Raw genomic sequence first — 13,852 nt, 5'->3', positions numbered from 1 at the left:
TACCTGAAAATTCCGCCGAACGTTGTCGACCGCGCAGTGCTGCATCGAATGCAGAGAAGCGGCACATGGCGGCCGACAACGCCCGACTTGCATCAATGCCAAACAACACACCTTCCCGCACGACCGACGCGTTCTCGCACCGCTTGTCCGTGCTGACTTCCGGCCCGCAGCGCGACGCGCTGATTCGCGGCCTGCGCGGCATCGAAAGGGAGAGCCTGCGCGTGACGCACCACGGCCAGCTCGCGCTGACCCCGCATCCACGCGCGCTCGGCTCGGCGCTCACGCATCCATCGCTCACCACCGACTATTCCGAAGCGCTGCTCGAACTGATCACGCCGGCGGAGCATGATGCCGCGATCACCCTCGAGAAACTCGATACGCTGCATCGTTTTGTCTACGCAGAGCTCGGCGACGAAATTCTGTGGAACAACTCGATGCCAGGCCTGTTGCCTGAACAGGACGAGGGCATTCCGATTGCGCGGTACGGCACCTCGAATATCGGCAAACTGAAGTACGTGTACCGTGTCGGCCTGGCGCTCCGTTACGGCCGCGCGATGCAGTGCATTGCTGGTATCCACTACAACTATTCGCTGAACGAAGAAGTGTGGCGGCTATTGCATGCCGACCAGCAATCCACGGCGAACGCCGTCGATTTCCAGTCCGAACGTTATCTCGCGCTGATCCGCAATTTCCGCCGCACCAACTGGCTGCTGATGTATCTGTTCGGCGCGTCGCCGGCGCTGGACCGCCGATTCCTGCGCGATCGAAAACACACGCTTGAGACCTTCGACGCCGACACGCTGTACCGCCCGTACGCGACCAGCCTGCGCATGAGCGATCTCGGTTATTCGAACACCACGGCGCAAGCCGCGCTGCACGCCGACTACGACACGCTGCCAGGCTACCTCGACGCGCTCGCGAAGGCCGTGAGCCAGCCTTATCCCGCGTACGAGGCGATCGGCACGCAGCGCAATGGCGAGTGGGTGCAGATCAACACGAACGTGCTGCAGATCGAAAACGAGTTCTACTCGACGATCCGGCCCAAGCGCGTCACGTATCCCGGCGAGCGTCCACTGCATGCGCTGGCCGCGCGTGGCGTGCAATACGTCGAAGTGCGCTGCATGGATATCGATCCGTTCGAGCCGACCGGCATTTCGCTGGAAACCGCACGTTTTCTCGATGCATACCTGCTGGTCTGCGCCCTCGAAGACAGCGCGCTGCTGCCGCCTGACGCCTACGCCGAAGCCAATCGGAACTTCGGCCGCGTGACGATGGAAGGGCGCAAACCGGCGCTCGAACTGACGCGCGACGGCCAGGCGGTTGCGATGACCGATTGGGCAAACGAACTGCTTGTCAAGATCGACAGGGCTGCGGCTACGCTCGACGCCTTGCAGGGCGGCGATGCGCACGCTCGCGCCGTGGCGGTTCAGAGGGCGAAACTGGCGGACCCGTCGCTGACGCCGTCGGCGCGCGTGCTGCGAGGCATGCGCGACAAGCAGCAGAGCTTCCTTGCATTTGGCCTTGAGCAAAGCGAAGCGCACGCCGCGTATTTTCGCGCGCGTCCGCTGGATGCTGCGCAAATGGAGGAATTCGCCGAACTCGCCGCACGGTCGCTTGCAGAGCAGGCCAAGCTCGAACAGGAAGAAGTGGGTTCGTTCGACGCATTCGTCGCGGCTTACCGGGCGTATACGTTGAACCGCTTCAGCGTCTGAACGGCGAGTATCCAGGATGTGGAAAAGGCGGCCTTCAAGGCCGCCTTTTTTATCGTTCGCAGGTAACGTCTACGCGAGCGGGCTGGGGCTTAACCGGCGCAAATCGGCAAAATTTCCGCATGCGTTGACGATTCGCTGGCGCATATGAAACACCGTGCCGACGTCGAGGTCCAACCTACGTGACACACTCCAGAGAGAGGAGGAATCAACGTGATGAAAAAAGGTCTGTTGGCCGTGCTGTGCGTTGCGGCGGCGGGGTGCTCGACGCAAGGGCAGGTCGATCCGGACGTCATGCAGATTGCGACGGCGCCGTTGACGTGTTCGAGCAAAGCCGAGTGCGACGCATGGTGGCAACGTGCGCAGACGTGGGTGACGGGTCATTCAAAATACAAGGTCGAATTCGCCACAGACACGCTGATCCAGACCGAGGGTCCAGACGGCGGAAAGCGTGCGTTGGCGTACCAGATTACGCGTGCACCGAATCCCGATGGCACATCGACGATTGGCTTTGCGGCGCATTGCGACGGCACGCTCGGCTGCAAACCGAACCCATGGGAAGCGGGCGCCGACTTCAAGCAGTATGTGCGCGGCACAACAACCGGCGCGCCGCAGAACGGAGCGAAACCCTCGCAACCGGCACCATCGGCGATGCACCCGGACGTATCACAGGGGCAATCGATCCCGGGAACGAATAGTGAGTCGATAACGCAGTAAAAGGCGAGGCAAAAAGCGCGCGACGCCCGAAAAGTACCACCGGAAGTACCGTTCGGCGCGCGCAGCGCCGCCGCAGGCAAAAAAAATCTCAATGCCCCATAGAAGGCCCAGCCCCTTTGCGCGGCTTAGTAATCCAAACAAGCATTGCCAACACAACAAACGCCGCACAAGAGATCCGAAAAAAATCATTCGTGGCCATCATATAAGCCTGAGCCGTGACGATCTGATTCAACTGCGCGGTGACGCCATCCCCGGAGAGCCCAATCCCGGCCAACGCATTCGTATAAGAATTGGTATTAGCCGTATAAACATTCACCGAATCAGTCAACATCGCATGATGATAAATCGTATCGTTCTCCCAATACGTAGTACTGACAGCCGTCCCAATCGCCCCCGACAAAGTCCGAAAGAAATTAGACAAACCCGAAGCACTGGCGAGCCGCTCATCCGACACGCTGGACAGCGTAATAGTGGTCATCGGCACAAAGAAGCAGGCGACCCCAATGCCTTGCACCAACCGAGGCCAGATCACGTGATTAAACGGCACATCGAGGGTAAAAGTGGAATTCCAGAACGACACAAAAGCAAACACGATGAATGCAAAACTCGCCACCACCCGCAGGTTGAGCCGATGCATATTCCGCCCGATCAAGGGCGACAAAAACAGCGCGAGCAAGCCGACCGGAGCGGTCGCGAGGCCAGCAAGCCCGGCGGTATAGCCCATCACCGTCTGCAGCCAGAGCGGGAAAATCACCACTGACCCGAAGAACGCCATAAAGCCGAACGAGATAATCAACACGCCGAGCGCGAAGTTTCGGTCCTTGAACAACGAGAGATCGACAACAGGTTCTTTCTCGGTCATCTCCCACACCAGCATGAACGCGATCGACACCACCGCGATAATCCCCAGCGCGACGATAAACGTCGAGTTGAACCAGTCGCGATCCTTGCCCAGGTCTAGCATCATCTGCAGGCACGACACGCCGATCACGAGCAACGCAAGGCCCACCGCATCGATGCGCTGTTTGGTGATTTTCGTCTCACGGCCGCGCAGCAGCAGGAACGCGCACACCGCCGAGAAAATCCCGATCGGCACGTTGATGTAGAAGATCCACGGCCACGTGTAGTTGTCGGTGATATAGCCGCCCATCACGGGGCCGAAAATCGGCGCGCAAATCACGGTCATCGCCCAGAGACCCAACGCGAGCCCGCGCTTTTCCGGCGGATAGGAGCGCATCAGGATTGTCTGCGAGAGCGGGACCATTGGCCCGGAGACGAGTCCCTGCACGAGCCGGAACGCGATCAGCGACTCGAAGTTATGCGCGAAGCCGCACAGCGCCGACGCGATCGTGAAGAGCAGCACCGACAAGGTAAAGAGCCGCACTTCGCCGACGCGCCGCGCGAGCCAGCCGGTCAGCGGCACCGCGATCGCCGAGGCCACCGAATAGGATGAAATGACCCAGGTGCCCTGGCTGGTCGCCACGCCGAGGCTGCCGGAAATGGTCGGCACGGCGACGTTCGCAATCGATGTGTCGAGCACTTCCATGAAAGTGCCGAGTGCGAGTCCGACGGTGAGCAAGGCCAGCGCACCGCCTTTAAGCGGAACGGGTTCGGCGGCGGGTAGGGCAGCGGCGGGAGCCGTGGCAGCCATGTGTATTTCTCCTCAGCTGGGAAAGCTTGTCGCGGCATCTTTATCGCGCATGCCGAATGGTGCGCTTACATGCCGGATCACCCTCTGCCCAGACAGATATTTGCAAATGACGACGCCTTCAAAAGCGCCGCTTGGTTACTGCTCGCCGTATTCCGGCGGCGTCGCTTCTGGTGATTCTTCCGATGATTCCTGCGATGGCCCCAGCCCGCACGCAGCGCTCGTTCCTCCGCTGATGCCGTTGGCGATAAAACGGCCTAGCAGGTCGAGCAGGGTGGCGTGGTCTGCCGCCGAAAATCCGCGCAACTGCTCGTTCAGCACGGCGGCGCCCAAGCCGGGCAATTGCCGCGCGGCCTCGTGGCCTTGCGGCGTCAGTTCCAGCTTGACCATCCGGCGATCGGCGTCGCTGCGCGTGCGGACGATAAAGCCTTTCTTTTCAAGGCGGTCCAGCAGACGGGTCATCGATCCGCTGTCGTACGACATGACCCGCGACAACTCGAACGGCGTGCTCGCGCGCTGCGCCGACAGCAGCAGGATCACGCCGATCTGCTGGGCGGTAAGCCCCAACGGTTTGACCGCGCGATCCATCCGCTCGACGAGCACGTTTCGCGCTTTCGTCAGGTAATAGCCGAGACTCGATTCGAGGTGAATCTCATCCGCGTTGTAGGGACCATCGGTCATCGTGTATCCGGGGACATCGCCAAGCAGATCGAATCTTAGCTGCCTAAGCAGACAAGTCAAATTTGATTTTGTGCGGAGCGGACGGCGGAAAAACAACACCGCCGCTGAGCGCGAGGCAAAGTATCTTGAAATTTAATTGCATAGTCAATATTATTTCAGGCAACGAGTTACGCGCGACCCGCGCCACCCGAGACCATGTTCTGACCGATTGCCTGCGCGCTGCGTGTGCGGTGTGTAAAAAGGATTCCGTGATGCTGTACCTGAAAAACACCCTTGGCGGCTTGAGCCGCTCCCTGACCGATTCCGCGCTGAGCAGCTTTCAAGGGCCGCATCGCTGGTGGAAGCTGGCGTTGTTTGCTGTACTGGTTGTGCTTCCCGGCGGGTCGGTGGGGGTGGCGGTGTTGGCCTGGTTTGAGCACCGGCGAGGGCAAAAGGGAGTTTCTTCTATGGCTGCGCCAGTGATCGGTCCGGCCGTCGCGGCGGGGAATATCGCTGCAGCGGTGACTGCCAGTCCGACTGGCGCCTGCCCGGCCCGGGGCGATGTGCCATGTCGGGCGGCTGCCGGTAAGTTGGCTCGGCACGCGAGCACCGATTCGCGTAGCTAATATTGGTTTCTGGCGGAGCCCAGTGATTATTGGGGGTTTGCGCCTTTGGCGGCGGCATTGGCTGTTTGCCTACGGTGTTGGTCTTTGCTTTCGTTTTTTATCGCCGCGGCGCTTTATCTCTGTGTGCCTGCGGTGTTGCCTTTCCTTGTTTTGTTATTGGTTTATTAGCGTTCCCCCTGTGCGGGGGAGCACCTACTTTTCTTTGCCTGCCGCAAAGAAAAGTAGGCAAAAGAAAGCGGCTCAAACCGCTGATATGACTCCCGGTGTCAATCGGGATCGGTTTTTCGGTTTCTCAAATTCATATTTACCTGAATTTCCTGAGGGCGACGTAGCAGTACATCTCGACGGTGGATCACGCTGATATCCGCGGGTTGGGTACCGCATTACAGAGGTCCGCCCAATGAGCCTGCCGCAATCTAAAGCCGCAAGTCGGATGCAATCCGTTGCGTAGCGGTGTCGCGGGTTACTCGTGTGCCGGGCTACGCCGCCTTCAGGAAACTCCTCCAGTGTCAGGTTGGGGCAACGGGGCTGGATGTTGCATCATGCCAGGCGCACCTCGTGCGGTACGGCCAGCGACATCGCGAGCCGGCTGACGTCCCAGATAAAACCTGCCAGTTCGCGGGCAACCGCGACCACCGCGATGTTCTTCTGCTTGCCGCGCGCGATGAGCTTGCGATAGCGTCGGCACAGCCGCACCTGTGCGTCCCAGGCGCGATCCACGATCGGCTTGGGGATACCTTCGTGGCGGCGCTGGATGTCGGGACTGACACGGGCCGTATGCCGGTAGCTCCAGGCCGCTTCGACGAGCAGCTTTCTCGCGTAGCTGTTGCCGTTCTTCGTGATACTGCCCTGCCGGCGCTTCTCGCCTGACGAGTGTTCCGAGGGCGTCACGCCCAGCCAGGCCATCAGCTGGCGCGGATGGGCAAAACGCGACAGGTCACCCAGCTCCGCGAGCATGCCCACGGCCGTGGTGAACTGCACGCCGCGCATGGTCTGCAGGCCCAGCACGGCCGGATAGAAGCGCCAGTTGGGGACCGCTTCGCGCAACGCGGCCTCCAGTCGCGCGCATTGAGCGAGGCGGTCCTCGATGGTGCGCCGATGTTCCTCGAACGCCAGCTGCTGCCATGCACTGTCGAATGCATGCGCGCCCAGCCAGCGCTGGTGCGCCGGTCCCCAGTCGGCACGGCCTGTATAGCGCACCCCATGCGAGAGCAGGAAAGCCTTCAGCCGTTGCCGTGCACGCTTCAGATCATCTTTGGCGCTGACCCAGGTACGCGCCAGATCGCGGAACGCTTCGTCGTCCACGCCGGGCACGTACACGGCTGACAGGTCGCCAGCGCGCAGTGAGCGCACGAGCTTCACGGCATCACGTCGATCGGTCTTCACACGTTCACCGGGCTTTCTGGGAATCAGTGATGGCGCGCACACCATGCAGTCGAAACCCTTGTTCACGAGTTGACGGTAAAGCCCGTAGCCGCACGGGCCTGCCTCGTAGACGAACCGGATGCGTGGCGCCTTTGACTGCAGGCGCTTGCACAGGCGATCGATATCGGCCTGCCTCGTACCGGTCTTGCCGAGCAGTTCAACCTCGCCCGCATCGAGTGCATAGGCAACTGTGATCGAATCCTTGTGAACGTCGCAACCGACGTACAGCGTGCTATCGTGTTCCATGCTGGCCTCCGTGCCGGAATTCGCCGGGTGCGGCCCGTCCGCACCGTGCGGCTCTGGTAGCAATGCTAACCCGCGTTTGATTCCTCACGGCAGGCCAGCCCTTGCCTCACGGGAGTCATACTGTCTAATTCTTAAGCGGGTCCCCTGGCTTGGAGGAGGCAGTGGAGCATCTGGAATCCGTGCCCTCGCGCACTCCGCGCTAGTGACAAGGCAGTCATCCTTCCGGCGGCGCTGCGCGCGCCGCAGCGGTACCTCATCAAACCACCTCCTGCTTTTGGCGCTCGCGTTTCGCCCGGCGCGTTGGCCTGCCGTTGCATCACCAACGCCCAACGTGGTACCGAAATTTCGCTCTGGGTGGGTTCGCACCTGCATAGAGCAGCGCCTCGCCGAGGCGCTACCTATGGCCCCCACCGCCCACAAACGAAGCCCCTGGTTTCTCCGGCAGACCGTTCCGACGAGCACGCAGTGCGAGGCGGGAAGAATGATGCCGGAGGCGCGTACGCGCTATCGGTGTTGAGAAGCACCGCTACGGCGCGCGCAGCGCCGCCGGAAGGATGACGGCCTTGTCACCAGCGCGGAGTGCGCGAGAGCACCGATTCCAGATGCTCCACTGCCTCCTCCAGGCCAGGGGACCCGCTTCAGAGCTAGCGGTTTGAGCCGCTTTCTTTTGCCTACTTTTCTTTGCGGCAGGCAAAGAAAAGTAGGTGCTCCCCCGCACAGGGGGAACGCTAATAAACCAATAAGAAATCAAGGAAAGGCCAACGCCGCAGGAACAACAACCAACAGCGCCGCCGCCAAAGGCAAAAAACCGGTAATAGCACGTAACCATCCCGAAACCCTAAGTAACACACCGCGAAGCCTCTGCGCATTACCCTTTCAGTTTCCCGCCCCCCCGGGGCCCATACGCTAACATTCCGGCAGAGCCATGATCTCTCCCGGCCGGCAGCGCCGCCATCGTCCGCACCACGGCGCCCAGAAGGAATCCATTGCATGCAGTTTGACCGAATCACGCGCGCGCGAACCATTACCCCTCGCGCCCTGACCCTCGCGGTGGCGGCGGCGCTCGCCAGCGTTCTGGCCGGCTGCGCGGTCGGCCCTGACTACAAGCGGCCGGCGGCGCAGATTCCCGCCTCGTACAAGGAAGCCGCGCCCGGCTGGAAAGTCGCTCAACCGGCCGATCAGCAAGACCGCGGCGACTGGTGGACCATCTACGAAGACCCTCAACTCAACACGCTCGAAGACAAGCTGAACGCCTCGAACCAGACCGTCGCCCAGTTCGCCGCCGCCTACCGGCAGGCGCGCGCGCTGGTCGGCGAGGCACGGGCGGCATATTTCCCGACCGTCGGCGCCTCGGCAGGCGCGACACGCTCCGGTAACGGTTCGTCGTCCACCAGCTCGAGCAGCTCCCGCGTCAGCAACAGCTTCACCGCGCAACTCGACGCCAGCTGGGAGCCGGATCTGTGGGGCTCGGTGAGCCGCTCGGTCAACGCCCAGAAAGCCGGTCAGCAGGGCGCCGCCGCCGATCTGGCGAACGCCCGGCTGTCCGCTCAGGCCACGCTCGCACAGACCTATTTCTCGCTGCGCACGCTCGATTCGACCCAAAAACTCCTCGACGAAACCGTCGCGGCCTATCAGCTCTCACTGCAACTCACGCAGAACAAGTACGCGGCAGGCGTCGCCGCGCGCTCCGACGTGATTCAGGCGCAAACGCAGCTGCAATCGGCGCAAGCCGCCGCGATCGACAATGGCGTGCAGCGCGCCCAGGACGAACACGCGATCGCCGTGCTGGTCGGCGAACCGGCCTCGACCTTCTCGATTCCGCCGACGCCGCTCGCCGCCACGCCGCCCGCTGTTCCCGCGCAAATGCCGTCGGCACTGCTGGAGCGACGCCCGGATATCGCGTCGGCGGAACGCAAGGCCGCGGCCGCCAATGAGCAGATCGGCGTCGCGATTGCGGCGTTCTTCCCAACGCTGACGCTGTCGGCCACCGGCGGCTTCCAAAGCTCGGTGTTCTCGCAATTGCTCACCGCACCGTCGCGCTTCTGGACGCTCGGCCCGCAACTCGCCGCAACGATCTTCGACGCCGGCTTGCGCCAGGCAAAAACCGAAGCCGCTCGCGCCACCTACGATCAGGATGTCGCAGCCTATCGTCAAACGGTGCTGGCCGCATTCCAGGATGTCGAGGACAACCTCGCGTCGCAACGCATCCTCGCACAGGAAATCGTCGTGCAGCAGCAAGCGGTGGATTCGGCCCGCCAAGCGGTGGCCATCGTCACGAACGAGTACAAGGCGGGCACGGTCGGCTACGTCAACGTGCTGACCGCGCAGACCACCGCCTTCACGGCCGAGCAAAAGCTGGAAAACATCGCCGGGCAGCGGATGGTGTCGTCGGTGGGTCTGGTGAAGGCGCTGGGCGGCGGCTGGGATGTCTCGCAAATGAATCGTGAAACCGGCGACGTAGCAGCACCTGCGTCATCCGCGACGCCCGTCGCGCAAAGTGGGACCGCGTCGCAACAGGCGCCCAGCCACTAAGCCCGCTCCTCGCGAAGACAAAAAAGAGGCATGGCCGCATTGCGCAGTCATGCCTCTTTTTTAATCGCACCGAATCCGAATCGTATTTGCTCGCACGGCGGCTGCGCGAGGCGACCCCGAGCCAGGGCGGCAAACGTGTTTCGAAACTTCGCGCTGCCCGAACCGCGGGCGCGGCGACGGCAAACGCCTCCCGGCACTTCACCCCCAGGCTCGGGCCGACCGCGCGCCTCAGTGCACGAACGTCAATGCGACCGTATCCGGCCCGCTCGGCCGCCCCAGCACATTCAGCAGTCCCGCGAGGTTATCGCGTGCTTCCGGTGCGGCACTGGCGGTCCCGCGGAACGATGTCGAGACTGCCGACACGGTGCCGTTACCGGTCAGCATCAGCGGGCCCTTGAACGTCGTCAGATCGAGCGTGGACGACGCGCCTTGCGCCTGGACTAGCAGCCGATACGACCCGAGCGGCTTGACCAGCGACACGCGCGAGCTGACGTCGTTCAGCGTCACCGTCAGCTGGCCGAACGCTTCCCTGTTGAAGCTGCGCCAGTCCGACCATGACAGCCGCACATCCCCTTGCAGATCGAGGGTATTGAACGGCGCGCCCAGGCCAGTCAGCAGCGAAGCCGGCACACCGATCGCGCCTTGTGTGACGGTCGCGCCACGCGGCGTGGCGTCGACGGTGATCGGATCGGGCATCGCTTCGCTTTGTCGCATCGTCATTCGCACCCGGCCGGTGAAGAGCGGCCAGAAAGACGTGTGCCATTCGATTCGTCCGGGCAGCAGCGTCGCCGCGCTCAGGTCGGCGCCGGCAGCGAGCATCAGTGTCGCCGAGCCGTGCCACAGCGAGCCGGCCGGATCCACAAGATTGACGTGGCCGCGGGTCTGTTTGGCGAACAGCGGGGTGATCCAGGCGGCCGGCAGTAACGCGAACATGACGGCGGCGCTCGACAGCACGGCGACCACCAGCCAGGGTAGCGCGACGCGCAGGCGCCGCATCCAGAAAGTCATGCGAGATCCTGTGACAGCACGGTCATTTGACGGTCGACGGCTGCAACGACGCCGTCAGATCCACCTGACCGTCTTCCTTGAGCGCGGTCACATGTGCCTCGGCGACCTGCACCTTGAACTGCTTGCGCGCGTCGTCGACCCAACTCGTCCACGCCGGAAACGACGCGTTTTTCATCTGGATCTGCACCGCATTGCCGATCACCTGCACCTGGGTCGCAGCGAGACCGTGATCGCTGAGCGACGCGGTCAGCGCGTCCTTTAGCGCACCGCCGGTCGGCGCGACGCCTTGAGCCGCCGCCGACAGTTGCCGAGCTTCATTCGCCTGCGCGGTCATCTGCGCCAACTGACGCTGCAGCGTCGGCAGCGATTGGCGCAGATGCGCGCGGCCGTCCTGCGCCGGCGCCCACAGCACCGACCACGCGATCACCACAGCCAACGCCCCGCCGCCCCACGTCAGCAGCGTTTTTTCGCGCTCGGTGCGCTGGTCCCAGAATCCGGCCCACGATTGGGCGAGTTCAGCTTTCATTGTCCGTTCCTGATGGTCCACTTGCCGGTGTTGCTGTCGATCGCGCCGGTCAGGCCGTTGCGCGCGAGGCGCTTCGCGAGATCGGGATCGACCTTGATCTCAGGCTTGAAGGTCACGTCGAGCCGGCGGTCGTGATAGTCGAGCGCGGCAATGCCGTTGACCGGCACCGGCGACAGCGAACGCGCGAGACCGTCTGCCAGCGACAGGAAATCGTCCGGCGACAGCTCGCCCGCCGCCACCCGCAACTGCTGCAACTGGCGCGACATCTGGTCGGGCGCATCGAGCACGACTGTCGTTTTCGGAAAGGCGTTGAGCAACAGTTCCGTCATCTGCGTGTTGATCGCGTCGCGCTGACGCGCGAGCATCAGCCACTGCACGTTCGCACCGACAATCGCGATCACGAGCGCGCCGGCCGCCAGCAGCACCGGCAGACGCAGGCGCCGCAGCGTCGCGCGATCGAGTCGCCACGGCTGGGAAGCGAACTCAAACTGGCAGAGGTCGAAGCGGCAATCCAGCGCGCGCCGCGCGAGTTGCTCGAACGGCAACGGACTGGCCCCATGCACGTGTGCGGCGAGAGCGGCGGGGCCGGTCGCACCGAGACGCGGCTCGTTGCCGGGCACTTCGGTCAGCATGTACAGCGTGACAGGGGCCGCGCCCGCCAGCGCGCCGAGGGTCGCGTTCACGGCGGTGGCCGGCACCGCCAGCCCTTCGCCTTGCACGCCGCGCGCGATCGCCAGTTCGACGCGCGGCACACCCGTTTCGATCGCGCCTTCAAGCAGCAGCGCCGGCGCGGTCTGGACCACGGCGCCGAGCACGGCGGCCACCATCGGCACCACCGGCGCGACGCCGGGCGCGGCCACCGGCGCGGCACCTGGCAACGCTGTCGCCGCGCTAGCCGAGCCTGCCAATACCGGCTCGCCAGCGTTGACCGTTTCGGCAACTTCGGCGGGCGTATCGAGCGCCACCGCTTGCGGCAGACAGCGCGTGACCGGCACGGCGCGCAAGCTGCGGTGTCCGGCAGCGGCGAAGCCTTCGCAGATGAAGCGGAACCAGCCGCGGTCGACGATCGCGAGCAACTGCCGGCCGCCCGCGACCGGTTGCGGATCGACCGCGATGTGACAGGTTTGCGGATCCTGAATCAGTTGATCCTCGACGACGTTCGGCAGTGCCTGACGCAGCCGCGGGCCACGCAGCGGCGGCAGCGTGGCGGGCATCATCAGCAGGTCGCGCGCGGCGACCATCAGCACCGTCGACGAGGCGCGCGGCAGCAACGCGAGCGCCGAGCGGCCTGCGCGTTGGGTGCGGCCCGACTTGTCGAGCAGCAGGAACGGCAGCTCCGGGAGTTGCCATTCCTGCGATGGCACCGCCGGGTCACGCGGCGGCAGTAGGACGATCAGCGTGCTCAAAGGCCACTCTCTCCGGGAAAAGCGTTATTCATAGTTGGTCCTGTACCCGCACGATACGCGTAGTGTGAGTCAATGCGTCGCGATAGACGAGGGTCGTGCGGTCCACTTCCGCGCGTTCGTGCTGCACGCGGCCGTGGATCAGAAAGTAGCTTGTGTTGACGTCGAGTTCACTTGTATCGACCGACACCGACTGTACGCCGGCGCCGCGCAAAGCGAGCTGCACGTCGCCGACGTTATGGAAAAACACCGTCTGCCGCCGCGCGACGAAGGCCTGCGCGCTCGACAGATTCATACCGGGCACGACTGCCGCGATGACTTCGGCGGAGGCCGTATTCATGTTGACCGCCGACGCTGTCGGCAGCACGGTAACGAACGGACGCAAGCGCGCAACCATCTCCGGCGTGTAGCCGGGGATGTCGAGCAGCGAATCGACGCTGGTCATTTGCAGCGGCGCGAGCGCTGCGTTGTCGTTGCTGTCTTCGAGTCCGGGGTTGTCGGTGAAATTGCCACCGCCGGTTGGGCCGCCCTGGATGGTCGGGGTGGCTGTTGCACCGGTGGTGGACGTGACGGTTTGAAAACGTGTCGCCGATTGAGCGAGGCTCACGCGCATCTGGACTGCTGTGTTTTTTGCCAACTGGCTGTTAACACCGAGCGATACGAGCAGGCGCTGGTAGGCGCCGATCTGTTCCATGTTCAGTTGCAATACGCCTGGCGCGGGGCTCGATACCAGGTTACGCAAGTTGAATTTTGCCTGGGCGTCTTCGATTGAACCTGACAGGTAGGTTTCCGCGCCTTGCTCGGCTCTGACTTCGCCGATTCGGCCCAGGAAATCCGATAGGCGTGTTTTGGCGATGGGGACGCCCCATAGGCCACCTAAGTACGTGATTCCTGCTGAGGTGTCGCCTTCTGAGCGAAGGATCAGGCGTGTCCAGTCCAATGCGCCTCGCGCTACCCATTGGGCTTGAGATAGCAGGCGCTGGTTTTCTATCCTTCGGATTTGGACTTGCTGGCGCCAGAGCATGCCGGAGACCAATATCGCTGATAGCGCGACTACTAATAAGGCGCTTATGATCGCCGCGCCTCGCTGGTTTGCCTGCGGCGCCTTGTGGTTTTTCTGTGTACCTACGGCGGTGGCTTTTTCTCTTCTTATTGGTTTATTAGCGTTCCCCCTGTGCGGGGGAGCACCTACTTTTCTTTGCCGGCCGCAAAGAAAAGTAGGCAAAAGAAAGCGGCTCAAACCGCTAATGCTAAGCGGGTCCCTCGCGCAGTCACGGTAGTGGAGCATCTGGAATCCGTGCCCTCGCACATCCGACGCCGGTGACAAGGCAGTCACGCTTCCCGCCTCGCGC

The 13,852-nt window shown here is 63.1% G+C and carries 11 protein-coding genes; 4 read left to right on the top strand and 7 right to left on the bottom strand.

All coding sequences use genetic code 11. The features are described 5' to 3' along the window. Nucleotides 1-95 precede the first annotated feature (95 nt). A complete protein-coding gene (gene gshA / locus AC3WOG_RS20685) occupies nt 96-1,712 on the top strand; it encodes a glutamate--cysteine ligase (RefSeq protein ID WP_492579649.1) in 1,617 nt (538 codons plus the stop codon). 213 nt (nt 1,713-1,925) lie between these two features. Further along, nucleotides 1,926-2,426, top strand: coding sequence for a hypothetical protein (locus AC3WOG_RS20680; protein ID WP_492579648.1), 501 nt, complete (start codon nt 1,926-1,928; stop codon nt 2,424-2,426). Nucleotides 2,427-2,514: 88 nt separating this feature from the next. Here AC3WOG_RS20680 and AC3WOG_RS20675 read toward each other — a convergent pair whose 3' ends face one another. Together AC3WOG_RS20675 and AC3WOG_RS20670 are read right to left on the bottom strand one after the other, a co-directional pair. Next, nucleotides 2,515-4,077: a DHA2 family efflux MFS transporter permease subunit gene (locus AC3WOG_RS20675; protein WP_492579647.1), complete on the bottom strand. Its 1,563-nt coding sequence runs from the start codon at nt 4,075-4,077 to the stop codon at nt 2,515-2,517. A gap of 135 nt (nt 4,078-4,212) precedes the next feature. Further along, a complete protein-coding gene (locus AC3WOG_RS20670) occupies nt 4,213-4,755 on the bottom strand; it encodes a MarR family winged helix-turn-helix transcriptional regulator (protein ID WP_492579646.1) in 543 nt (180 codons plus the stop codon). Between the two features lie 251 nt (nt 4,756-5,006). Here AC3WOG_RS20670 and AC3WOG_RS20665 point away from each other — a divergent pair, with 251 nt between their 5' ends. Then, nucleotides 5,007-5,360, top strand: a complete 354-nt coding sequence (locus tag AC3WOG_RS20665) for a hypothetical protein (RefSeq protein ID WP_492579850.1) — start codon at nt 5,007-5,009, stop codon at nt 5,358-5,360. A 540-nt stretch (nt 5,361-5,900) separates the two neighbouring features. On the opposite strand, the gene AC3WOG_RS20660 is transcribed toward AC3WOG_RS20665, so the two are convergent. Then, a complete protein-coding gene (locus AC3WOG_RS20660) occupies nt 5,901-7,031 on the bottom strand; it encodes an IS110 family RNA-guided transposase (RefSeq protein ID WP_492579645.1) in 1,131 nt (376 codons plus the stop codon). A 990-nt stretch (nt 7,032-8,021) separates the two neighbouring features. Here AC3WOG_RS20660 and AC3WOG_RS20655 point away from each other — a divergent pair. Next, complete coding sequence (locus tag AC3WOG_RS20655) at nt 8,022-9,563, top strand: efflux transporter outer membrane subunit (protein WP_492579644.1); 1,542 nt, start codon at nt 8,022-8,024, stop codon at nt 9,561-9,563. Between the two features lie 228 nt (nt 9,564-9,791). Here the strand turns inward: AC3WOG_RS20655 and AC3WOG_RS20650 are convergent, their stop codons facing one another. Genes AC3WOG_RS20650 through gspK form a run of 4 tightly spaced genes read right to left on the bottom strand, consistent with a single transcriptional unit; the run spans nt 9,792 to nt 13,836 of the window. Continuing rightward, nucleotides 9,792-10,571, bottom strand: coding sequence for a type II secretion system protein N (locus AC3WOG_RS20650; protein ID WP_492579643.1), 780 nt, complete (start codon nt 10,569-10,571; stop codon nt 9,792-9,794). A 22-nt stretch (nt 10,572-10,593) separates the two neighbouring features. Then, on the bottom strand, nt 10,594-11,097 hold the full coding sequence (locus tag AC3WOG_RS20645) for a type II secretion system protein M (protein ID WP_492579642.1): 504 nt from the start codon (nt 11,095-11,097) through the stop codon (nt 10,594-10,596). Next, nucleotides 11,094-12,503, bottom strand: coding sequence for a type II secretion system protein GspL (gene gspL / locus AC3WOG_RS20640; protein ID WP_492579641.1), 1,410 nt, complete (start codon nt 12,501-12,503; stop codon nt 11,094-11,096). The genes AC3WOG_RS20645 and gspL overlap by 4 nt, the downstream gene beginning before the upstream one ends. 28 nt (nt 12,504-12,531) lie before the next feature. Further along, the gene (gene gspK, locus AC3WOG_RS20635; protein ID WP_492579849.1) at nt 12,532-13,836 is read right to left on the bottom strand and encodes a type II secretion system minor pseudopilin GspK; all 1,305 of its coding nucleotides are present in this window, start codon (nt 13,834-13,836) and stop codon (nt 12,532-12,534) included. Nucleotides 13,837-13,852 lie beyond the last annotated feature (16 nt).

This window comes from Paraburkholderia sp. FW306-02-B (assembly GCF_058782725.1).
Note: the sequence above shows the minus strand (reverse complement) of the source record. Positions and strands in the feature narration are given on the sequence as shown.